Here is a 20578-nt window from a genome sequence, read left to right as displayed (position 1 = left end):
GATTATGATTAACAATGTTGTACTTGTAGGGCGTATGGTACGTGACGCTGAGTTGCGTTATACCCCATCAAATGTAGCAGTAGCTACTTTTACTCTTGCAGTAAACCGTACATTCAAGAGTCAAAATGGTGAACGTGAGGCTGATTTTATCAATGTCGTAATGTGGCGCCAACAGGCTGAAAACCTTGCTAACTGGGCTAAAAAAGGCTCACTTATCGGGGTTACAGGTCGTATCCAGACTCGTAGTTACGATAACCAGCAAGGACAACGTGTCTACGTGACTGAAGTCGTAGCTGAAAATTTCCAAATGTTGGAAAGCCGTAGCGTGCGTGAAGGTCAAACTGGTGGAGGTCATTCTGCACCAAGTTCAAATTATTCAGCACCTACACAATCAGTACCTGACTTTTCACGAGATGAAAATCCATTTGGAACAACCAATCCATTGGATATTTCAGACGATGATTTACCATTCTAATGGACAATTAATACTATAAAGGAGAAAAAACATGGCTCAACAACGTCGTGGCGGATTCAAACGCCGTAAAAAAGTTGATTACATCGCAGCAAACAAAATTGAATATGTTGATTACAAAGATACTGAGCTTCTTAGCCGTTTCGTTTCAGAACGTGGGAAAATCCTTCCACGTCGTGTAACTGGAACTTCAGCTAAAAACCAACGTAAAGTAACAACAGCTATCAAACGCGCTCGCGTAATGGCTTTGATGCCTTTCGTAAACGAAGATTAAAAAAAAGACCCGGGTGGGTCTTTTTTTCAGGTCCACCGGACCTCTTTTTCACGAGCATGGAAATGTGAGAGCGAGTAAGACCCTTACGGGTCTTTTTTCACGAGATAGTTTTTTTCTGACCTTAGCGTGCTATAATGGTAATAGAAAGAGTAAAGGTTGGTAAGTCAAAGATGAATTGTACGATTAGAAATATGATTAAGTCTGACATTGAATCCTTATCTCATGGATTTATGAATCAAGGTTGGCCAGGTAGAGAGGAAATTTTGGCTAGATATTTTCTGGAACAGGAAAGTGGGGAGAGAGAAGTCTTAGTTGCAGAGATTGATGGTGCTGTAGCGGGCTACGTTACCATTTTGCCCTCTGCTAAACATGGTCCTTTTGCAGAAGTCTATCCAGAATTATCAGATTTTAATGTGTTTGAGCCTTTTCGAAATCAAGGGATTGGGAATCAACTGCTAGAAGAAGCAGAAAAACGAGTCAAGTTTGTTTCGAGTAAGGTCACTCTTGGTGTAGGTTTGCACTTAGGCTATGGTCCTGCCCAGAGATTGTATATCAGACGGGGCTACATTCCAGATGGGACGGGTGTTTGGTATAGAAATCAACCCTTGGAAATGAACGCTACTAGTCAAAACAATGATGATTTAGTTTTGTACTTATCTAAGGAATTCGAATAAGAGGTAGCAAATTTCTTTGAAGATAGGGGAATTCTCTACTTTATGGTATAATGGAAAGAGTGAATTGAAGGAGGTATTATAATGGATGCCAAGTTAAGATACAAGGCTAAGAAGATTAAGATTATCTTTTTTGATATAGATGATACTTTACGTAATTCAAAGACTGGCTTTATTCCAAGTACTATTCCTACAGTATTTCAACAATTGCGTGAGAAGGGAATCTTGACAGGAATTGCGACTGGTCGGGGCATATTTGGTGTTGTGCCAGAGATTCAGGAACTTAAGCCAGATTTCTTTGTGACCTTGAATGGTGCCTATATTGAGGATAAAAAAGGCCATGTCATATATAGTAATAAAATTGCTAAGGATAAGGTAGAAGAGTATATTGCTTGGACCAAGGAAGTTGGGATTGATTACGGTTTGGTGGGTAGTCATGCTGCTAAACTATCAAGACGAACAGAGACGATTAGCCAGGCGATTGACCCGATTTATCCTAATTTAGAGGTGGACCCTGATTTCTACCGAAAAGAAGATATTTATCAGATGTGGACATTTGAGGATCAGGGAGATGATTTGACGTTGCCTGAAAGTTTAGCATCGACTTTACGTATGGTACGCTGGCATGAATATTCATCAGATGTTGTGCCGATTTCCGGTTCAAAAGCAGCTGGAGTTGCAAAAGTTGTAGACCAATTAGGTTTAAAACCAGAAAACGTTATGGTTTTTGGGGACGGTCTTAACGATTTAGAACTCTTTGATTATGCAGGCATTAGTATTGCCATGGGTATTTCTCATGAAAAAATCAAAGAAAAAGCAGATTATATTACAAAAACATTAGAAGAAGATGGCATCTTTGATGCCTTAGAAGGATTTGGTATGGTAGAAAAAGAATTACATTTTCCACAAGTAGACATTGAAGCAGTAGATGGTCCAATTGCGACTATTAAGACAAATCATGGGGATATGCGTATTAAGCTTTTTCCTGATCACGCACCAAAAACAGTAGCCAACTTTATTGCTCTGTCAAAAGATGGTTACTATGACGGTGTGATTTTCCACCGTATTATTAAAGATTTTATGATTCAAGGTGGAGATCCAACTGGTACAGGTATGGGTGGCGAGTCTATCTATGGTCAATCTTTTGAAGATGAGTTTTCAGAAGAGCTCTACAATGTTCGCGGAGCTCTTTCTATGGCAAATGCTGGGCCAAATACAAATGGTAGCCAGTTCTTTATCGTGCAAAATCAACACTTGCCATATTCTAAGAAAGAAATTGCTCGTGGTGGTTGGCCAGAACCAATTGCGGAAATTTATGCTGAACAAGGTGGAACTCCTCACCTAGACCGTCGTCATACAGTATTCGGCCAACTTGCGGATGAAGTTTCTTATGAAGTTCTGGATGCAATTGCAGGTGTCGAAACAGGTGCCATGGACAAGCCAGTTGACGACGTAGTCATTGAAACTATTGAAATTGAGGACTAAAATGAAAATCGGTGATAAGCTAAATGGCCGTATTACTGGGATTCAGCCCTATGGAGCTTTTGTTGAGTTAGAAACAGGAGTGACAGGCCTAATTCATATCTCGGAGATTCGGACAGGATTTATCGAAAATATTTACGAGGTTTTAAAAATTGGTGATGAAGTCCAGGTACAAGTAGTAGATTTTGACGAATATACAGGGAAGGCTAGCCTTTCCATTCGTACCTTGGAAGAAGAAAAACATCAACTTCCTAGACGGAGACGTTTTTCGAATGATCGCATCAAACATGGATTCGCGCCGCTTGGTCGCATGATGCCTGTTTGGACACGAGAAGCCTTGGAGCATTTAAAGAAAAACAGTAATTGATATCCCTCAAATCATTGTGATGTTATTATATTTTGTTATAATAGAAGTATGAACGAAGAACAATTATTAAAATCAGGAGAGCGCATTAACCAACTCTTCTCTACAGATATCAAGATTATTCAAAATAGAGAGGTTTTCAGCTATTCCGTGGATAGTGTTCTCCTGTCTCGTTTTCCTCGTTTTCCTAAAAATGGGTTGATAGTGGATTTCTGTGCGGGCAATGGAGCTGTTGGGCTTTTTGCCAGTAGTCGTACCAAAGCTAAAATTCTATCTGTAGAAATTCAGGAACGTCTCGCTGATATGGCTGAACGGTCAGTGCGTTTAAACGGCTTGGAAGAGCAGATGCAGGTTATTTGTGATGATTTGAAGAACATGCCTAGCTACATTCAGGGGAGCAAGGTCGATTTGATTTTGTGCAATCCGCCTTATTTTAAGGTAGATCCAAATTCTAATCTGAACGAAAGCGAGCATTACCTTTTAGCTCGGCATGAAATTACGACCAATCTCAAGGAAATCTGTCGTAGTGCCCAGAGTATTCTCAAATCAAACGGGCGTTTGGCAATGGTTCATCGTCCAGATAGATTATTAGATATTTTAGCTACACTCCAACAGCATAATCTGGCTCCAAAGCGCCTACAATTTGTTTACCCTAAACGGGAGAAGGAAGCTAATATGCTTTTGATTGAGGCTATCAAGGACGGTTCCACTAGTGGCTTTAAGGTTTTACCACCCCTCATTGTTCATAATAGTGATGGTACTTATACACCAGAAATTCAAGAGATTTACTATGGATCATAAGGCTTATATGTATGTGGTTGAGTGCCGTGATGGTTCCTACTATACAGGCTATACAACAGATGTCAAGAGACGTGTCGCTGTCCACAATAGTGGCAAAGGAGCCAAGTATACACGAGCTAGATTACCAGTAAAACTCATCTATGTAGAAGGTTTTGATAGTAAGGAAGAAGCAATGTCGGCTGAGGCTCTACTCAAACGGAAGAAGCGTCCTCAGAAGGAAAGCTACCTAAACGATAATCAAAATAAAAATCTAGTGAATGCTTTTAACCTATAAAGAGAAGCCCTTTAGGTTTCTCTTACTTTTGTCAAAAATTGAAAAAAATGCTACAATAAAGAGAATAAAGAAACGAGGTATTATCATGTCTAAGATTCTAGTATTTGGTCACCAAAATCCAGATTCAGATGCTATCGGTTCATCAGTAGCCTTCGCTTATCTTGCAAAAGAAGCTTATGGTTTGGATACAGAAGCAGTAGCTCTTGGTACTCCAAATGAAGAAACAGCTTTCGTATTGGACTATTTTGGTGTGGAAGCACCACGCGTGATCACATCAGCTAAAGCAGAAGGTGCAGAGCAAGTCATCTTAACAGACCACAATGAATTCCAACAATCTGTTTCAGATATCGCTGAAGTAGAAGTTTACGGTGTAGTGGACCACCACCGTGTGGCTAACTTTGAAACTGCTAGCCCACTTTACATGCGTTTGGAGCCAGTTGGATCAGCATCTTCTATCGTATACCGCATGTTCAAAGAGCATGGCGTAGCTGTACCAAAAGAAATTGCAGGTTTGATGCTTTCAGGTTTGATTTCAGATACTCTTCTTTTGAAATCTCCAACAACACACCCATCTGATAAAGTGATTGCACCTGAATTGGCTGAATTGGCTGGCGTTAACTTGGAAGAATACGGTCTTGCAATGCTCAAGGCTGGTACAAACTTAGCAAGTAAATCAGCAGAAGAATTGATCGACATCGATGCTAAGACTTTTGAACTCAACGGAAACAACGTTCGTGTGGCTCAAGTCAACACAGTTGATATTGCTGAAGTCTTGGAACGCCAAGCTGAAATCGAAGCAGCCATTCAAGCAGCAAATGCAGCTAACGGCTACTCTGACTTTGTTTTGATGATTACTGATATTGTGAATTCAAACTCAGAAATTTTGGCTCTTGGTGCTAATATGGACAAGGTAGAAGCAGCTTTCAATTTCAAACTTGAAAACAACCATGCCTTCCTTCCAGGTGCTGTTTCACGTAAGAAACAAGTAGTACCACAATTGACTGAAAGCTTTAATGCATAATGATAGATGGGAAAACCCAGTATTAAAAAGGAGTTTCGACTCCTTTTTTGCTAGGAGAGAAGTATGCTAGAAAATGGTGATTTAATCTTTGTGAAAGATAGTTCGGATATAGGGAAAGCCATCCAGGAATCTACTGGCAACTATAGCCATGTGGCCATTTTTTTAGATGGTTTCATCTATCATGCAACAACGGAAGGTGGTGTCATTGCCCAATCCCCTGAAGATTTTTTTGAAGCTGAAAGAATCTATGATCTTTATCGCTATGCGGAGATTGATTGTACAGAGGTTAAAAAGCGGGCAGAGTGCCACTTAGGTACACCCTATAATGCTTCCTTTTATCCAGATGGAGATGGTTTCTATTGTTCTCAGTTCATCGCTGAACTACTACCTATTTTTGAGACCATTCCTATGAAATTTGGTAATGATGACTGGGAAATCAGTGATTTCTGGAGTGAATATTATCGTGAACTAGGACTTCCAGTACCTTTGAATCAGCCTGGCACTAACCCGAGTCAATTAGCAGCATCACTACTTTTAGCATGTAAAGAAAGGAATCTTCATGATTCAGATTTTTAATCCATCACGATTGACACGGCAGCCATTCTTTAGGGACTTGGTAGACTATCTTGATCAGCATGATGATGTTATTCTACGCGAAATTAAGGCTCAGTTTCCAGAGATACCAGTTGACAAGTATTTGGAGGAATATATTAAAGCGGGTTTGATTTTGAGAGAGAATAAACGCTATTATCTCAATCTTCCCTTTCTAGAATCTGCAAAATCTCTTGCACTAGACCAAGAAGTCTTTGTGAGGAATGATAGTCATGTTTATCAAGAAATCCTGGATAAACATTTTCAAACTGAATTGCGCAATCAAACAAATGCAGCTATCCTAGAAGAGCACACCGATTTTGCAAGGGAAAAGATGACCTTGTCTAATTACTTTTACAAGGTCAAGTTCCAGTATCCACTGACGGAAGAACAGCAGAGACTGTATGAGATTTTAGGGGATGTCAATCCTGAGTATGCCCTCAAGTATATGACAACATTTTTACTCAAGTTCCTCAAAAAAGACCAGCTTATGCAGAAACGACCTGATATCTTTGTTGATAGTCTAATCTTATTAGGCTACATTGTTCAAAATGAAGATGGGAAATATGAGTTGGCTGTAGAATTTGATAAAGAAAGACTCATATTTATAAAAAAATAAAGGCTCGGAAATTTCCTAGCCTTCTTTTAATTTATTATAGATAACGTTCTGCGATAGCTGCATCTCCAGGATAGTCTTCTTTTTGCCCTTGGATGATTTGGTAGCAGTCGGCTCCTTTACCAGCGATAATCACAGCGTCCAGTTCTTGACTTGTAACAGACATGGCAGCCTTGATGGCTTGCTCACGGTCGGCAATCTTTTCAACAGGACGATGGATGTAGCTACTAATTTCATCAGCAATGGCCATTGGATCTTCATAGTTTGGATCGTCAGCTGTTAGAAAGACTTGAATTTCAGGATGTTGATTGAGGAGAAGTCCAAAGTCCTTACGACGGCTTTCTCCCTTGTTTCCAGTTGAACCAAGTACTAAAGCAATCTTTCCAGTCTGATGTGTTTCAACGACTGAGATCAATTTCTTCAAGCTATCACCATTATGGGCGTAGTCTATGAAAACTTTTGCGCCATTTTTTTGAGTGAGAACTTCCATACGGCCAGGGACGCGTGTTGTAGCAATCCCTTTTTTTATGTCTTCAAGACTAGCACCTAAACGAAGACAAGCCAGTCCAGCTGCGACAGCATTCTCTTGGTTGAAGTGTCCAATTAGTTGGATATCATAATCGCCAGCTAATTTACCAGTAGCTGAGAAGCTAAAGGCTTTGGAGTTCTCGATTTGGTTACTTGATTGGCTACCGTAGAAGTCATGGTCTTGGTTCTCAACTTGTTCTTTCAGAACAGAGAAGTGATCCATATCACTATTAATGACAACTGCGCGACTATTTTTCATCAAGAGACGTTTGTGATAAAAATAATCTTCAAAGGTCGGATGCTCAATAGGACCAATATGGTCAGGACTAATGTTGAGGAAGACACCGACATCAAAGGTCAGGCCGTAAACCCGTTTCACCAAGTAGGCTTGGCTGGATACTTCCATAATAAGATGAGTTCTTCCATTATCAACTGCCTGGGCCATCATCTCAAAGAGATCAATGCTTTCAGGAGTTGTTAGAGCAGATTTAAAGAAAGTCTTACCGTCCAAAGTAGTGTTCATGGTTGACAACATAGCTGGACGATGTTCTTGATTTAAGATGTTATAAGCAAAGTAAGCTGCTGTTGTTTTTCCTTTAGTCCCAGTGAAAGCAAGAAGTTTTAATTTCTCTTGTGGATTGCCATAAAACTCCATAGCAATCAAACTCATGGCTTTCTTAATATCGCTAACGACAATAACAGGGATGCCTACTTCATAGTCTTGTTCAGCTACATACCAACCAAGACCTTGTGCGATTGCCGAGAGGAGAAATTCCTTCTTAAAAGCAGCTCCTTTTACAAAAAAGAGGCTATTATCTTTTGCTTTTCGACTATCGTAGCAGATGCTATCAAAAACGACATCACTGTAATAATAATGGTAATGTCCTTGGTCAATAATCTCACGGAAGAGATCGTCTTTCTTTAAAATATCTAATACGGTTTCAATCTTTATCATACTTTCTATTGTAAACTGAAAGTCTGAATTTTACAAGTAACAAGGAAAAGTTTATAATGGAAGATAAGGAACATTTCCTAGTTATTAAAAATGAATGAGGAAGTTATGTCTAACGAAAATAATCATCAGCAGGCCCAGATGTTACGAGGGACTGCCTGGCTAACAGCAAGTAACTTTATCAGTCGCCTCCTCGGGGCTATTTACATTATTCCCTGGTATATTTGGATGGGGACTTATGCCGCAACAGCTAACGGTCTCTTTACCATGGGCTATAATATCTACGCTTGGTTCTTGTTGATTTCGACAGCAGGTATCCCGGTGGCTGTAGCTAAGCAGGTTGCTAAATACAATACCATGCAAGAAGAAGAGCATAGTTTTGCCCTGATTCGAAGTTTCTTGGGCTTTATGACTGTGCTAGGGCTTGCCTTTGCCTTGATCTTATACCTCTTTGCACCTTGGTTGGCGGACCTTTCCGGAGTCGGTAAGGACTTGATTCCCATTATGCAAAGTTTAGCTTGGGCGGTCTTGATTTTCCCATCTATGAGTGTTATCCGTGGATTTTTCCAAGGAATGAGTAATCTCAAGCCTTATGCAATGAGTCAAATTGCGGAGCAAGTTATCCGTGTTATTTGGATGCTCTTAGCAACCTTTATCATCATGAAACTTGGTTCAAGAGATTATCTATCGGCGGTTACCCAATCTACCTTTGCGGCTTTTGTGGGAATGGTAGCTAGCTTCGCTGTCTTACTTTATTTCCTTTACAAGGAAGGTATGCTTCAAAAAGTATTTGAAACTCGAGATAAGATTGATAGTAAGAGTCTACTGGTTGATACGATTAAGGAAGCTATTCCTTTTATTATAACAGGTTCAGCTATTCAACTTTTCCAAATCTTGGACCAAATGACCTTTATCAATAGCATGAAGTGGTTTACCAACTACAGTAATGAAGATTTGGTTGTCATGTTTTCTTATTTCTCTGCCAATCCTAATAAGATCACCATGATTTTGATTTCCGTAGGAGTATCAATCGGTAGCGTTGGTTTGCCTCTCTTGACCGAGAACTATGTCAAGGGTGATTTGCCAGCAGCTTCTCGGTTGGTGCAAGATAGTATTACTATGCTCTTCTTATTCCTACTACCTGCAACGGTTGGAGTAGTCATGGTAGGGGAACCCCTCTATACAGTCTTTTACGGCAAACCTGATAGTTTGGCTTTGGGCTTGTTTGTCTTTGCAGTCTTGCAGTCAACAATCCTAGGTTTGTACATGGTCTTGTCTCCAATGCTTCAGGCTATGTTCCGTAATCGTAAGGCAGTTCTATATTTTATCTATGGTTCGCTTGCTAAGCTTGTCTTACAACTACCAACAATAGCGATTTTCCACAGTTATGGACCATTAATTTCAACGACCATCGGTCTTATCATCCCAATTGTTTTAATGTACCGTGAAATCTGTCAGATTACAGGTGCTCGCCGAAAGATTATTCTGAAGAGAACAATCTTAGTTACTATTTTGACTCTAGTTATGTTTATTCTAGTAGGACTCTTGCAATGGATTATTGGATTTGTCTTCCAACCAACTGGACGTTTCTGGAGTTTCCTATATGTCGCCTTAATTGGTACAATCGGTGGCGGGCTTTACGGAGTTATGTGTCTCTATACTCGTCTCTTGGATAAGGTTATTGGACAGGAAAAAGCAAATCAGTTACGAGCACGATTAAAATTATCATAATACTTTATAAATAAAACGAACAATTTAAACTTTTTGCGTAAAAGAGTCTAAATTGTTCTTTTTTTCTTAAAAAAATACAAAAAAATATAAAAAATGTAGAAAAAAATAAATTTTTAGAGAATTATTGCTTGACTAAAAAAAACAATAGCTGTATAATGATACAAATATTTAAATTTGGAGGTTCTGTTTATGAAAAAGTCTAAGGCAAAATATCTGACGCTAGCAGGCGTTGCCCTAAGTGCCGGTCTGCTATTGGCGGCTTGTAGCAACTCAGCTAGTTCTACAAAGACATATAATTATGTATATGGTAATGACCCCTCAAGTCTTAACTATCTCCTAGAAAACCGTGCAACAACAGGTGATGTTGTGACAAACTTGGTTGATGGTTTGATGGAAAATGATCAATACGGGAACTACATTCCTTCATTGGCAGAAGATTGGACTGTTTCCAAAGATGGTTTGACTTATACTTACAAACTTCGCAAGGACGCCAAATGGTATACAGCAGATGGTGAAGAGTATGCACCAGTGACAGCACAAGATTTTGTGACAGGATTGAAGTATGCTGCGGATAAAAATTCAGAAGCCTTGTATCTAGTGCAAGATTCTGTTGCTGGTCTGGCTGACTATGTTAGCGGAAAAACTACAGACTTTTCAACAGTTGGAGTAAAAGCTATTGACGAACAGACTGTTCAATATACTTTGACTCAACCAGAACCTTATTGGAATTCAAAAACAACTGCAACTATTCTGTTCCCAGTAAATGCTGATTTCTTGAACTCAAAAGGGGATGATTTCGGTAAAGTGGATCCAGCAAACATCTTGTATAATGGTCCATTTATTCTCAAATCATTCACTTCGAAATCTGTTCTTGAATACAAGAAAAATCCAAACTATTGGGATGCAAAAAATGTATTTGTAGATGATGTCAAGTTGACTTACTATGATGGAAGCGACCAAGATGCGCTTGTTCGTAACTTTAGCGAAGGTGTCTATAGTTTTGCCCGTCTCTATCCAAATAGTTCAAGTTTTGCAGGTGTGCAAGAGAAATACAAGGATAATATTATCTACAGTATGCAAACTGCGACTTCTTTCTACTTTAACTTTAACTTAGATAGAAAATCTTATAACCACACATCAAAAACGACAGACGCTGAAAAGACAGCTCAACAAGAAGCAGTTTTAAACAAATCATTCCGTCAAGCCATTAACTTTGCCTATGACCGTACAGCTTATGGAGCTCAGTCACAAGGGGAAGAGGGAGCAACAAAGATTATCAGAAACTTGCTCGTTCCACCTTCATTTGTAACTCTTGATGGTAAAGATTTTGGGGATGTCGTCGCTTCTAAGATGGTTAACTACGGCCAAGTATGGCAAAATGTGAACTTTGCGGATGCACAAGATGCCTATTATAATGCTGATAAGGCCAAAGAAGCTTTTGCACAAGCCAAGAAAGAATTGGAAGCTAAAGGCGTACAATTCCCTATTCATCTAGACTTGCCAGTAGACCAATCATATAAGAAGGGTGTCCAAGAGGCAAGTTCCTTCAAACAATCTATCGAGTCCGTCTTGGGTGCAGATAATGTCGTCATCGATATTCAAATGCTGACTACAGAAGAAATGGATAGTATCGGTTACCTTGCTAACACAGCTGCCCAAAAAGATTATGACCTCTACAATGGTGGTTGGAGCCCTGACTACCAGGATCCATCAACTTATCTTGATACACTTAACCTTACAAATGGTGGTTCATTGCAAAACCTTGGCTTAGAACCTGGTGAAAGTAATGCTAAAGCAACTGCGGTTGGCTTGGATACCTACACTAAGATGCTAGAAGAAGCCAATGCTGAACAAGATTTGACCAAACGTTATGACAAATACGCTGAAGCACAAGCTTGGTTGGTGGATAGCTCTCTCACACTTCCAAACGTATCTCTTGGTGGAACACCAGGAATCAGAAAAACAGTTCCATTCTCTGCTGCTTTCTCTCAAGCTGGTAACAAGGGTGTTGAATCATATAAATACGTTAAGTTGCAAGATAAGATTGTCACAACGGCTGAGTATGAAGAAGCTAGACAAAAATGGCTGAAAGAAAAAGAAGAATCTAATAAAAAAGCCCAAGAAGAATTAGCAAAACACGTTAAATAATCAGTCTATTCAACAGGAAAAACGATAGTTTCTCAGGAAGCTATCGTTTTTGTATAGTTTGAAACTATAACTAGCTCTTGAAAACAAGAAAACGAAGGATCCAAAATAAGTGGTACAATAGTTACTATAGATTTGGAGGTATTGTATGAGTAAATCATTTCACATCAACACAATTTTAGCACAAGCAGGGATCAAGTCTGATGAAGCAACAGGTGCTTTGGTTACACCAATCCACTTTTCAACGACTTATCAGCATCCAGAATTTGGTCAGTCCACTGGATTTGACTATACTCGCACTAAAAACCCAACTCGAAGCAAGGCAGAGGAAGTCTTGGCAGCTATTGAATCAGCCCACTATGCTCTAGCAACTAGTTCAGGTATGTCTGCGATTGTGTTGGCCTTTAGTGTCTTCCCAGTAGGAAGCAAGGTTTTGGCTGTCCGTGACCTTTACGGTGGTTCTTTCCGCTGGTTCAATCAAGTGGAACAGGAAGGACGTTTCCACTTTACTTATGCAAACACAGAAGAAGAGCTAGTTGCTGAGCTAGAAAAGGATGTGGATGTACTCTATATTGAAACACCAACTAACCCTTTGATGTTGGAATTTGATATTGAAAAATTGTCAAAACTAGCTCATGCAAAAGGTGCTAAAGTTGTCGTTGATAATACTTTCTATAGCCCGATTTACCAACGTCCGATTGAAGACGGTGCAGATATCGTCCTTCATTCAGCGACAAAATACCTTGCAGGACATAATGATGTTCTAGCTGGTGTGGTTGTGACAGATAGTGCGGATTTATACGAAAAACTCTTTTACAATCTCAACACTACTGGGGCTGTTTTGTCACCATTTGATAGTTATCAATTGATTCGTGGTCTTAAGACTTTGTCACTTCGTATGGAGCGCTCAACAGCTAATGCTCAAGAAATCGTAGCCTTTCTAGAACAATCACCTGCTGTCAAAGAAGTCTTGTATACAGGACGCGGGGGGATGATTTCCTTTAAAGTAGCTGATGAGAAGCGTATTCCTCATATCTTAAATACCTTGAAAGTATTCTCTTTTGCTGAAAGTTTAGGTGGGGTTGAAAGTCTGATTACCTATCCAACTACTCAAACCCATGCAGATATTCCTGCAGAGGTTCGTCATTCTTATGGATTGACAGATGACCTCTTACGCTTGTCTATTGGTATTGAGGATGTTAGAGATTTGATTGAAGACTTGCGTCAAGCCTTGGAAGGATAAAACTATGGGAAAATATGATTTTACGACCTTGCCCAATCGTTTTGGACACCATACATACAAATGGAAAGAAGCAGAAACTGACCGAGAAGTATTACCGGCTTGGATTGCTGATATGGACTTTGAGGTGTTACCTGAGATTCGTCAGACAGTCCATGACTATGCAGAGCAATTAGTCTATGGCTATACCTATGCTAGTGATGGGTTGATTGAAGCTGTTCAAAATTGGGAGGAAAAGCAGCATGGTTATCGCTTTGATAAGGATGCCCTAGTCTTTATCGAGGGAGTGGTACCTGCCATTTCAACAGCTATTCAAGCCTTCACCAAGGAAGGTGAAGCAGTGCTCATTAACACACCGGTTTATCCTCCTTTTGCTCGCAGTATTAAGCTTAATAATCGTAGACTAATCACCAACTCTCTAGTAGAAAAAGACGGACTTTTTGAGATTGATTTTGATCAATTAGAGAAAGATTTTGTCGAAGAGGATGTGAAACTCTACGTTCTCTGCAATCCTCATAATCCTGGTGGACGTGTTTGGGACAAAGAGGTTTTGGAGAAGATTGGACAACTGTGTCAAAAACATGGAGTTTTGTTGGTATCTGATGAAATCCACCAAGACTTAGCCTTGTTTGGACATAAACACCAGTCATTCAATACAGTAAATGAAGCCTTCAAAGAATTTTCACTAATTTTAAGCAGTGCTACCAAAACTTTCAACATTGCAGGAACCAAGAATTCTTACGCTATTATCGAGAATCCTAAGTTAAGAGTGGCTTTCCAAAAACGCCAGCTTGCTAATAATCAACATGAAATCTCAGGTTTGGGATATTTGGCAACAGAAACAGCTTATCGCTATGGTGAAGATTGGTTGACAGAACTTAAAGAACTGATTGAGAAACACATCAATTATGTAGTGGATGTATTTGGCAAAGAAACTAAAATCAAGGTCATGAAACCTCAAGGGACTTATCTCATTTGGCTAGATTTTTCAGCCTATGATATTAGCGATGAAGAATTAAGAAGCCTTTTAAGAGACGAAGCCAAGGTTATCCTGAACAGAGGCTTGGACTTTGGTGAAGAAGGAGCTCTCCACGCTCGCTTAAATGTTGCTATGCCGACATCTATTTTGGAAGAAGTCTGCCAACGAATCATTTCCACTTTTTCAAATCATTAAAAAACTAGCCTTTTAGGAGAAAAGTACTCCTAGAAGGCTATTTTCATAGGCAGAAATATGGTATAATTAAGAGATAAAGTAAAGGGGACACTATGGCTAAATTGATTCCAGGAAAGCTTCGAATGGAGGGAGTAGAACTCTACGAAACTGGTCAGATTGAAATCATTAAAGAACAGGACCATCGCATCTATGCGCGTGTAGCGGAGGAAGAAATTCGCTATAGTTTGGATGACGATTTGATTTTTTGTACCTGTGCTTTTTTCAAAAAAAGAGGTTACTGTGTTCATTTGGCAGCATTGGAATATTACCTAAAAAATGACCAACTAGGGCAAGAAATCTTACTCAATCTAGAGGCTAATCAGGAAGAAAAGGAAACTGTTGAGACACAAGTGACTTTCGGAGGAAAATTCTTGGAGTCTATCCAAGCACCTAGTCAGTCTGACCTCTATCAGCTTTCTGCACAGGGTCAGGTAGAAGCAGGAACTAATCGTATTATCTGGACTTTAAGGATTGGTCTTTCTCAGCAAGACAAGTTTTATGTGATTAGGGATATCCCTCTTTTCTTAAAAGTCATAGAGTTTTCCAAACCTTACATGATAGGAAAGCATTATGAGTCTTCATTAAAACTTGAACAATTTGATAAAGCCAGTCAAGAAGTTTTGAATTTCTTATTAGGTTTGGTTGAAGAGAAGATTGACTACAATATTTTTTTTCCAAATCAAGGGCGACATCTCTATTTCCCTAAAACCTTTTTTGAGCAGGGGGCTAGTCTACTGATGGGCTTAGATGCCTTTCAGTTTGACCACCAACTTTCGAGTTATCATCATCTTCTCTTCCAAGACTTTGATGGCCAAACAGGTTTATTTTCATTTAGAATTGAAGAAAAATCCAACTATTTTGAAATGGAAATTTTCGAACAGGCAGGGCTTAATTTCTTTTACAGAGGACAAGTATTATTCTCCAAGGGGAATTTTTTCCTGATGACGAAAAAACAGGCTAGTTTATTAGATGCTCTTAGAAAAGTTCCTTTAGATCATAGTGGTAGGAAGATTTTACAGTTTGATAGTAGTGATCGAGATCTCTTAGCTTCGACCTTGTCCCAGTTTAAAGAGCTCGGAAAAGTAGAGGCTCCTGAGTCGCTTCAAATTCAATCTTTCCGCCCGTCTTTCTACATGGAACGAGAAGAGGACGGATCTATTCGTTTAGATATGCAGTTCCAATATGAAACTTGCTTAATAACTACTCGAAATGAACTAGAGAATCTCCCTTTTGCTAGTGATATTCAACTAGAAAAAAAGATTTTTCAGCTAGCTCTATCAGCTGGATTTGAAGCAGATTTTCATTCATGGCGTCAGAGTTTGAAAGCTGATGCAATCCATACGTTCTTTCAGGAAATTTTGCCAGCCTTTGCGGTGCTTGGAGAATTAAAGATTTCTGAGAGCTTGCAGGACCTTTATCGAGTTCAGAAACCTCAAGTCCACATCTCGTCCAAGGGAAGTCTTCTAGAAATTCAATTTGATTTTCAGGATATAGATCAAGAAGAAATTAATCGAGCGATGAAGGCTCTGGTTGCAAAGCAAGATTATTATATTTCTTCCACTAACCAGGTTTATTATTTCGACGAAGAGACCAAGCGTATTCGTCAGGATTTGGATGATTTGGGAATTGGGGAGATAGAGAGTGATACTTTCCATGCACGCAAATCATTGTCTTATACCCTTTCTCATCTTTTTAAGGATCAGGACCAAGTAACATTTACCGAAGAATTTAGGCATTTGGCGCACGATTTGACGCATCCAGAGGATTTTCCGATGACAGCTCTGAATATCAAAGCTGATCTCAGAGATTATCAGAAAAAGGGGATTCAATGGCTTCAAATGCTTCACCATTATGGATTTGGTGGGATTTTAGCGGATGATATGGGACTTGGTAAGACCTTACAAGCTATTGCCTTTCTGAGTAGCCAGATGCACGAAAAAAACCGAGTTTTAATTCTTGCTCCATCTGGCCTCATCTATAATTGGGCTGATGAATTTAAAAAATTTGCACCACATTTGGATGTAGCTGTTGTGCATGGATTGAAACCTTATCGCGAGACTATTTTAGCTGAAAAACATCAGGTCTATGTGACCAGTTATGCTACTTTCAGGCAAGATAGCGAGATTTATCAGGATTTATCTTTTGACTTTCTATTTCTAGATGAAGCTCAGGTGATGAAAAATGCCCAGACTAAAATTGCGAAAACTTTGAGAAAGTTTGTGGTTCCATCAGTCTTTGCTCTATCGGGAACACCGATTGAAAATAACCTCGGCGAATTGTGGTCTATTTTTCAAATTGTCTTGCCAGGACTTTTACCAGTAAAAAAAGACTTTATGAAATTACCGGCTGAGAGAGTGGCACAGTTTATCAAACCATTTGTCATGCGTCGAAAAAAAGAGGATGTTCTTACAGAGCTACCTGATTTGATAGAAGTTGTTTATAAGAATGAACTGGAAGACCAGCAAAAGGTCATCTATCTAGCTCAACTTCAACAAATGCAAGAGCGTTTGGGTCAGGTGACCGATGCAGAATTTCAACGAAATCGAGTTGAAATTCTAACAGGGCTCATGCGTCTTCGTCAGATTTGTGATACTCCAGCCCTATTTATGGAGGATTATAAGGGAGATAGCGGGAAACTTGATAGTTTACGAGATCTACTGAGTCAAATTGCTGAAGGAAATCATCGTGTACTCATCTTCTCCCAATTTAGGGGGATGCTTGACCGCATCGAAGAGGAGTTGCCACAGCTTGGCTTAACTTCCTTTAAGATTACAGGTTCAACTCCTTCACAGGAACGCCAAGAAATGACCAAGGCTTTTAACCAAGGGGAGCGCGATGTGTTTTTGATTTCTCTAAAAGCTGGTGGAGTTGGTCTCAATCTTACTGGTGCAGACACAGTTATTCTGGTAGACTTATGGTGGAATCCGGCAGTTGAATCGCAGGCTATTGGCAGGGCCCACCGTATGGGACAAGAACAAGCTGTTGAGGTTTATCGTCTGGTAACTAGAGGTACAATCGAGGAGAAAATTCAAGAGTTGCAGGAACAGAAAAGAAATCTGGTCTCTGAAGTCTTGGACGGAACAGAGTCTCGTGGAAGTCTCACACTTAGTGAAATTCAAGAAATATTAGGAATTTCTGAAGCCAAGACTTGAAAAATCAAGACTTTACGTTATAATGGAGTATTGAAAGGGAATAAAAATGAAACAAGTACGATTTCCAATAGTGTCAGATGATGAGATTATACTGACAGAGATGCCATTTATGGATTTATATGATGAGTCGGATTTCATCAGTAATATCAAGGGAGACTACCAGGACAAAAACTACTTGGAATGGTCACCAATTACTACCGAAAAAAAGTCACCGGTTCAAGCATCAAATAAGCTACCTGAAAAGAAGGAAAAATCCTATGCTGAACTTGCTCGTGAAGAAGCAAGAGCTGATCTAAAACGGAAACGTTCAGCAAAATATTTGACTCAAGATGTTAGTTTTACGAAACGTTATAAACCTTCAAATAATTTAGTAAGACAGACAAATCAGCCAACAGCTCCTTTCCAAAAGGAAAATCCTGGGGAGCTAGCAAAATTTAGTGACAAACTAACTCAGAAACATTATATTTTGGCTGAAATGGCTCCTCAGATGCAAGAGACAAGCAAAGAAGAGCATCTGGGACCAAAGAAAAATAATTATGATTTTCTAAAGAAAAGCCAGATTTATAACAAAAAAGAAAATCAATCAGAAAAAGAACGTAAAATTGCTCAAGAGTTGAACTTGACAAATATGACAGAGTAAAGGGGAAAAAGATGGCAAAAACCTATCATTTTATCGGAATTAAAGGATCAGGGATGAGTGCCTTGGCTTTAATGTTGCACCAAATGGGGCATAAGGTCCAAGGATCTGATGTTGAAAAATATTACTTTACCCAACGTGGATTAGAGCAAGCAGGTATTAAAATTTTACCTTTCGATGAGAAAAACCTTCAAGGTGATTTAGAAATTATCGCTGGGAATGCCTTTCGTCCAGACAACAATGTTGAAATTGCTTATGCAGACAAGAACGGACTAAGTTATAAACGTTATCATGAGTTTCTTGGTAGCTTTATGCGTGACTTTATCAGCATGGGTGTTGCCGGAGCACACGGTAAGACTTCAACAACAGGTATGCTTTCTCACGTTTTGTCACACATCACTGATACAAGCTATCTAATTGGAGATGGTACAGGTCGTGGTTCTGAAAATGCCAAGTATTTTGTCTTTGAATCAGACGAGTACGAACGTCATTTCATGCCATATCACCCAGAGTACTCTATTATTACTAATATCGACTTTGACCATCCTGACTATTTCACAAGCTTAGAGGATGTCTTTAACGCCTTCAATGATTATGCTAAACAAATCACCAAAGGTTTGTTTGTCTACGGTGAAGATGCTGAGTTGCGTAAGATTACGACAAATGCTCCAATCTATTATTACGGTTTTGAAGCAGCAAACAATGACTTTGTAGCCAGCGATTTGCTTCGTTCTACTACAGGTTCAACATTCACAGTTCACTTCCGTGGTCAAGAACTGGGTCAATTCCACATTCCAACTTTCGGACGCCACAATATCATGAATGCAACAGCAGTGATTGGTTTGCTTTATACTGCTGGCTTTGACTTGAATTTAGTACGTGAACACTTGAATACTTTTGGAGGCGTTAAGCGTCGCTTTACAGAAAAGATTGTCAATGATACTGTTATCATCGATGATTTTGCGCATCACCCAACTGAAATTATCGCAACTCTAGATGCTGCACGTCAAAAATACCCAAGCAAGGAAATCGTTGCTATTTTCCAACCGCATACCTTTACTCGTACAATTGCTTTGTTGGATGATTTTGCGCAAGCCTTGAACCAGGCTGATGCAGTTTACTTAGCAAAAATCTATGGTTCTGCTCGTGAAGTTGACCATGGTGATGTTAAGGTTGAAGATTTAGCAGCCAAGATTGATAAAAAACATCAAGTTATCACTGTTGAAAATGTGTCTCCTCTCTTAGACCATGACAATGCTGTATATGTCTTTATGGGAGCAGGTGATATTCAGTCATATGAATACTCATTCGAACGTCTCTTGTCAAATTTGACAAGTAATGTTCAGTAAGGAACAAAATGGAATTTCCAATTAAAATTCGAGAAGCCACGCAATCAGATATGGAACAAATTTGCTTGATTTCTGATTGCACAGCAGGTTCTCGAGAAATAACAAATAGAAAAATGATGGAAGAACGTATCCGCAGTCATGCGGATACGTTTCTCTTAGCTAGTCTTGATGATATGGTGATTGCTTATATCCTAGGAATAGATCTTGCTAATTCCTCACTAAGTAGATGGATAGAAGAGGTGGCAAATGTTGAACTTATCAGTGATAGAAATTTTGTGATTGCTGGTTTATCTGTTCGTCCGGATTATCAGAGGCAAGGATTTGGAACCTTGTTGCTAGCAGCCTTCAAACAAGTTGTTCTTCAACAAAATAGTCCCGGTATTTATCTTCTTTGTGAGGATGAATTGCTGGCCTATTTTGAAATGAATGGATTTGTGGAACAAGGGATTATAGAAGGAGAAAGGAGCAGTGAATTTGCCTTTCTCATGCGTTGGCAGAATCCCTATTATCAGGAGGAACTATGATTATTCGACAAGCTAGACTTAGTGATTTAGACCGTATTTTAGAGATTGAATTAGAGAATTTCTCAATTGAAGAAGCCATACCTCGATCTGTTTTTGAAGCTCACTTAAAAGAGATTAAGACTAGTTTTTTAGTGGCTGAAAAAGATGGAGAGATACTCGGTTATATTGAAGGACCAGTAGTCCCTCATCGCTATTTGCAGGACCAATCCTTTACAGAAGAAATAGAAGATCACAGTCATCAAGAAGGTGGGTATATATCTGTGACATGTCTGTCTGTTGCAAAGAAAGCTCAATCCTTGGGGCTGGGAAGAAAACTCTTAACTGCCTTAAAGAAAGTGGCTCTCAAGCATGAACGTGAGGGAATTAATCTGACTTGCCATGACTACCTGATTGATTACTATGAGAAGCATGGTTTTGTCAATGAAGGCAAGTCTAAATCCCAATTTGCGGGAGAAGAATGGTATAATATGGTCTGGGAAAATAGGAATTAGCGACTAGAAAGGCTTCCAAGGTTGCTTTTCTCTGGTTTTTAAGATATAAT

At 39.3% G+C, this 20578-nt stretch carries 20 protein-coding genes; 19 read left to right on the top strand and 1 reads right to left on the bottom strand.

The genetic code is table 11. The annotated features are described in order from the left end of the window. Positions 1–4 precede the first annotated feature (4 nt). From ssbA to NMM19_RS00760, 10 genes are all read left to right on the top strand, one after another. Positions 5–475 carry a single-stranded DNA-binding protein SsbA gene (gene ssbA / locus NMM19_RS00805; RefSeq protein WP_178895252.1) on the top strand — a complete coding sequence of 157 codons (471 nt, stop codon included), beginning with the start codon at positions 5–7 and terminating at the stop codon, positions 473–475. 31 nt (positions 476–506) lie between these two features. After that, positions 507–746, top strand: coding sequence for a 30S ribosomal protein S18 (gene rpsR / locus NMM19_RS00800; RefSeq protein ID WP_000068664.1), 240 nt, complete (start codon positions 507–509; stop codon positions 744–746). Positions 747–916: 170 nt separating this feature from the next. Then, a complete protein-coding gene (locus NMM19_RS00795) occupies positions 917–1420 on the top strand; it encodes a GNAT family N-acetyltransferase (protein WP_178895251.1) in 504 nt (167 codons plus the stop codon). Between the two features lie 81 nt (positions 1421–1501). Then, positions 1502–2902, top strand: a complete 1401-nt coding sequence (locus NMM19_RS00790; protein WP_254729662.1) for a bifunctional Cof-type HAD-IIB family hydrolase/peptidylprolyl isomerase — start codon at positions 1502–1504, stop codon at positions 2900–2902. A gap of 1 nt (position 2903) precedes the next feature. Then, entirely contained in the window at positions 2904–3266 is a 363-nt protein-coding gene (locus NMM19_RS00785; RefSeq protein ID WP_004252382.1) for a S1 RNA-binding domain-containing protein, read from the top strand. Between the two features lie 48 nt (positions 3267–3314). Beyond that, positions 3315–4064, top strand: a complete 750-nt coding sequence (locus NMM19_RS00780) for a tRNA1(Val) (adenine(37)-N6)-methyltransferase (protein ID WP_254729660.1) — start codon at positions 3315–3317, stop codon at positions 4062–4064. Continuing rightward, entirely contained in the window at positions 4054–4338 is a 285-nt protein-coding gene (locus NMM19_RS00775; RefSeq protein ID WP_178895248.1) for a GIY-YIG nuclease family protein, read from the top strand. The genes NMM19_RS00780 and NMM19_RS00775 overlap by 11 nt, the downstream gene beginning before the upstream one ends. Positions 4339–4423: 85 nt before the next feature. Beyond that, positions 4424–5359 (top strand): manganese-dependent inorganic pyrophosphatase, encoded by a 936-nt coding sequence (locus tag NMM19_RS00770; protein ID WP_048689738.1) that lies wholly within the window; start codon positions 4424–4426, stop codon positions 5357–5359. Positions 5360–5422: 63 nt separating this feature from the next. After that, positions 5423–5935, top strand: a complete 513-nt coding sequence (locus NMM19_RS00765) for a YiiX/YebB-like N1pC/P60 family cysteine hydrolase (RefSeq protein ID WP_178895246.1) — start codon at positions 5423–5425, stop codon at positions 5933–5935. Continuing rightward, positions 5919–6569, top strand: a complete 651-nt coding sequence (locus tag NMM19_RS00760) for a DUF1803 domain-containing protein (protein ID WP_178895245.1) — start codon at positions 5919–5921, stop codon at positions 6567–6569. Before NMM19_RS00765 ends, NMM19_RS00760 begins: the two co-directional genes overlap by 17 nt. Positions 6570–6603: 34 nt before the next feature. On the opposite strand, the gene NMM19_RS00755 is transcribed toward NMM19_RS00760, so the two are convergent. Continuing rightward, entirely contained in the window at positions 6604–8049 is a 1446-nt protein-coding gene (locus NMM19_RS00755; protein ID WP_178895243.1) for a UDP-N-acetylmuramoyl-L-alanyl-D-glutamate--L-lysine ligase, read from the bottom strand. A gap of 105 nt (positions 8050–8154) precedes the next feature. Here NMM19_RS00755 and NMM19_RS00750 point away from each other — a divergent pair, with 105 nt between their 5' ends. The 9 genes from NMM19_RS00750 to NMM19_RS00710 all read left to right on the top strand — a co-directional run bounded on the left by NMM19_RS00750 (position 8155) and on the right by NMM19_RS00710 (position 20528). Further along, positions 8155–9777, top strand: coding sequence for a polysaccharide biosynthesis protein (locus NMM19_RS00750; RefSeq protein ID WP_178895241.1), 1623 nt, complete (start codon positions 8155–8157; stop codon positions 9775–9777). 189 nt (positions 9778–9966) lie between these two features. After that, positions 9967–11925, top strand: coding sequence for a peptide ABC transporter substrate-binding protein (locus tag NMM19_RS00745; protein WP_178895240.1), 1959 nt, complete (start codon positions 9967–9969; stop codon positions 11923–11925). A gap of 145 nt (positions 11926–12070) precedes the next feature. Continuing rightward, on the top strand, positions 12071–13165 hold the full coding sequence (locus tag NMM19_RS00740) for a cystathionine gamma-synthase (RefSeq protein ID WP_178895238.1): 1095 nt from the start codon (positions 12071–12073) through the stop codon (positions 13163–13165). Between the two features lie 4 nt (positions 13166–13169). Further along, positions 13170–14336 (top strand): MalY/PatB family protein, encoded by a 1167-nt coding sequence (locus tag NMM19_RS00735; protein WP_178895237.1) that lies wholly within the window; start codon positions 13170–13172, stop codon positions 14334–14336. Between the two features lie 92 nt (positions 14337–14428). After that, positions 14429–17527: a DEAD/DEAH box helicase gene (locus tag NMM19_RS00730; RefSeq protein ID WP_178895235.1), complete on the top strand. Its 3099-nt coding sequence runs from the start codon at positions 14429–14431 to the stop codon at positions 17525–17527. 46 nt (positions 17528–17573) lie between these two features. Beyond that, a complete protein-coding gene (locus NMM19_RS00725) occupies positions 17574–18167 on the top strand; it encodes a cystathionine gamma-synthase (RefSeq protein WP_178895234.1) in 594 nt (197 codons plus the stop codon). Between the two features lie 11 nt (positions 18168–18178). Continuing rightward, positions 18179–19513: a UDP-N-acetylmuramate--L-alanine ligase gene (gene murC / locus NMM19_RS00720; RefSeq protein WP_178895233.1), complete on the top strand. Its 1335-nt coding sequence runs from the start codon at positions 18179–18181 to the stop codon at positions 19511–19513. Positions 19514–19521: 8 nt separating this feature from the next. Beyond that, the gene (locus NMM19_RS00715; RefSeq protein WP_178895232.1) at positions 19522–20037 is read left to right on the top strand and encodes a GNAT family N-acetyltransferase; all 516 of its coding nucleotides are present in this window, start codon (positions 19522–19524) and stop codon (positions 20035–20037) included. Beyond that, positions 20034–20528 carry a GNAT family N-acetyltransferase gene (locus tag NMM19_RS00710; RefSeq protein WP_178895230.1) on the top strand — a complete coding sequence of 165 codons (495 nt, stop codon included), beginning with the start codon at positions 20034–20036 and terminating at the stop codon, positions 20526–20528. The genes NMM19_RS00715 and NMM19_RS00710 overlap by 4 nt, the downstream gene beginning before the upstream one ends. Positions 20529–20578: the final 50 nt, after the last annotated feature.

This window comes from Streptococcus sp. CF8_St5-17, assembly GCF_024295665.1.
GTDB lineage: Bacteria > Bacillota > Bacilli > Lactobacillales > Streptococcaceae > Streptococcus.
This window is presented reverse-complemented; position numbering and strand designations above follow the sequence as displayed.

Coding starts and splice junctions, on each gene's coding strand:
- NMM19_RS00775 (WP_178895248.1), top strand. CDS start 4,054: ATGGATCATAAGGCTTATATGTATGTGGTTGAGTGCCGTGATGGTTCC.
- NMM19_RS00765 (WP_178895246.1), top strand. CDS start 5,423: ATGCTAGAAAATGGTGATTTAATCTTTGTGAAAGATAGTTCGGATATA.
- NMM19_RS00760 (WP_178895245.1), top strand. CDS start 5,919: ATGATTCAGATTTTTAATCCATCACGATTGACACGGCAGCCATTCTTT.
- NMM19_RS00785 (WP_004252382.1), top strand. CDS start 2,904: ATGAAAATCGGTGATAAGCTAAATGGCCGTATTACTGGGATTCAGCCC.
- NMM19_RS00795 (WP_178895251.1), top strand. CDS start 917: ATGAATTGTACGATTAGAAATATGATTAAGTCTGACATTGAATCCTTA.
- NMM19_RS00770 (WP_048689738.1), top strand. CDS start 4,424: ATGTCTAAGATTCTAGTATTTGGTCACCAAAATCCAGATTCAGATGCT.
- murC (WP_178895233.1), top strand. CDS start 18,179: ATGGCAAAAACCTATCATTTTATCGGAATTAAAGGATCAGGGATGAGT.
- NMM19_RS00780 (WP_254729660.1), top strand. CDS start 3,315: ATGAACGAAGAACAATTATTAAAATCAGGAGAGCGCATTAACCAACTC.
- NMM19_RS00790 (WP_254729662.1), top strand. CDS start 1,502: ATGGATGCCAAGTTAAGATACAAGGCTAAGAAGATTAAGATTATCTTT.
- NMM19_RS00740 (WP_178895238.1), top strand. CDS start 12,071: ATGAGTAAATCATTTCACATCAACACAATTTTAGCACAAGCAGGGATC.
- NMM19_RS00750 (WP_178895241.1), top strand. CDS start 8,155: ATGTCTAACGAAAATAATCATCAGCAGGCCCAGATGTTACGAGGGACT.
- NMM19_RS00725 (WP_178895234.1), top strand. CDS start 17,574: ATGAAACAAGTACGATTTCCAATAGTGTCAGATGATGAGATTATACTG.
- rpsR (WP_000068664.1), top strand. CDS start 507: ATGGCTCAACAACGTCGTGGCGGATTCAAACGCCGTAAAAAAGTTGAT.
- NMM19_RS00730 (WP_178895235.1), top strand. CDS start 14,429: ATGGCTAAATTGATTCCAGGAAAGCTTCGAATGGAGGGAGTAGAACTC.
- NMM19_RS00715 (WP_178895232.1), top strand. CDS start 19,522: ATGGAATTTCCAATTAAAATTCGAGAAGCCACGCAATCAGATATGGAA.
- NMM19_RS00710 (WP_178895230.1), top strand. CDS start 20,034: ATGATTATTCGACAAGCTAGACTTAGTGATTTAGACCGTATTTTAGAG.
- ssbA (WP_178895252.1), top strand. CDS start 5: ATGATTAACAATGTTGTACTTGTAGGGCGTATGGTACGTGACGCTGAG.
- NMM19_RS00745 (WP_178895240.1), top strand. CDS start 9,967: ATGAAAAAGTCTAAGGCAAAATATCTGACGCTAGCAGGCGTTGCCCTA.
- NMM19_RS00735 (WP_178895237.1), top strand. CDS start 13,170: ATGGGAAAATATGATTTTACGACCTTGCCCAATCGTTTTGGACACCAT.
- NMM19_RS00755 (WP_178895243.1), bottom strand. CDS start 8,049: ATGATAAAGATTGAAACCGTATTAGATATTTTAAAGAAAGACGATCTC.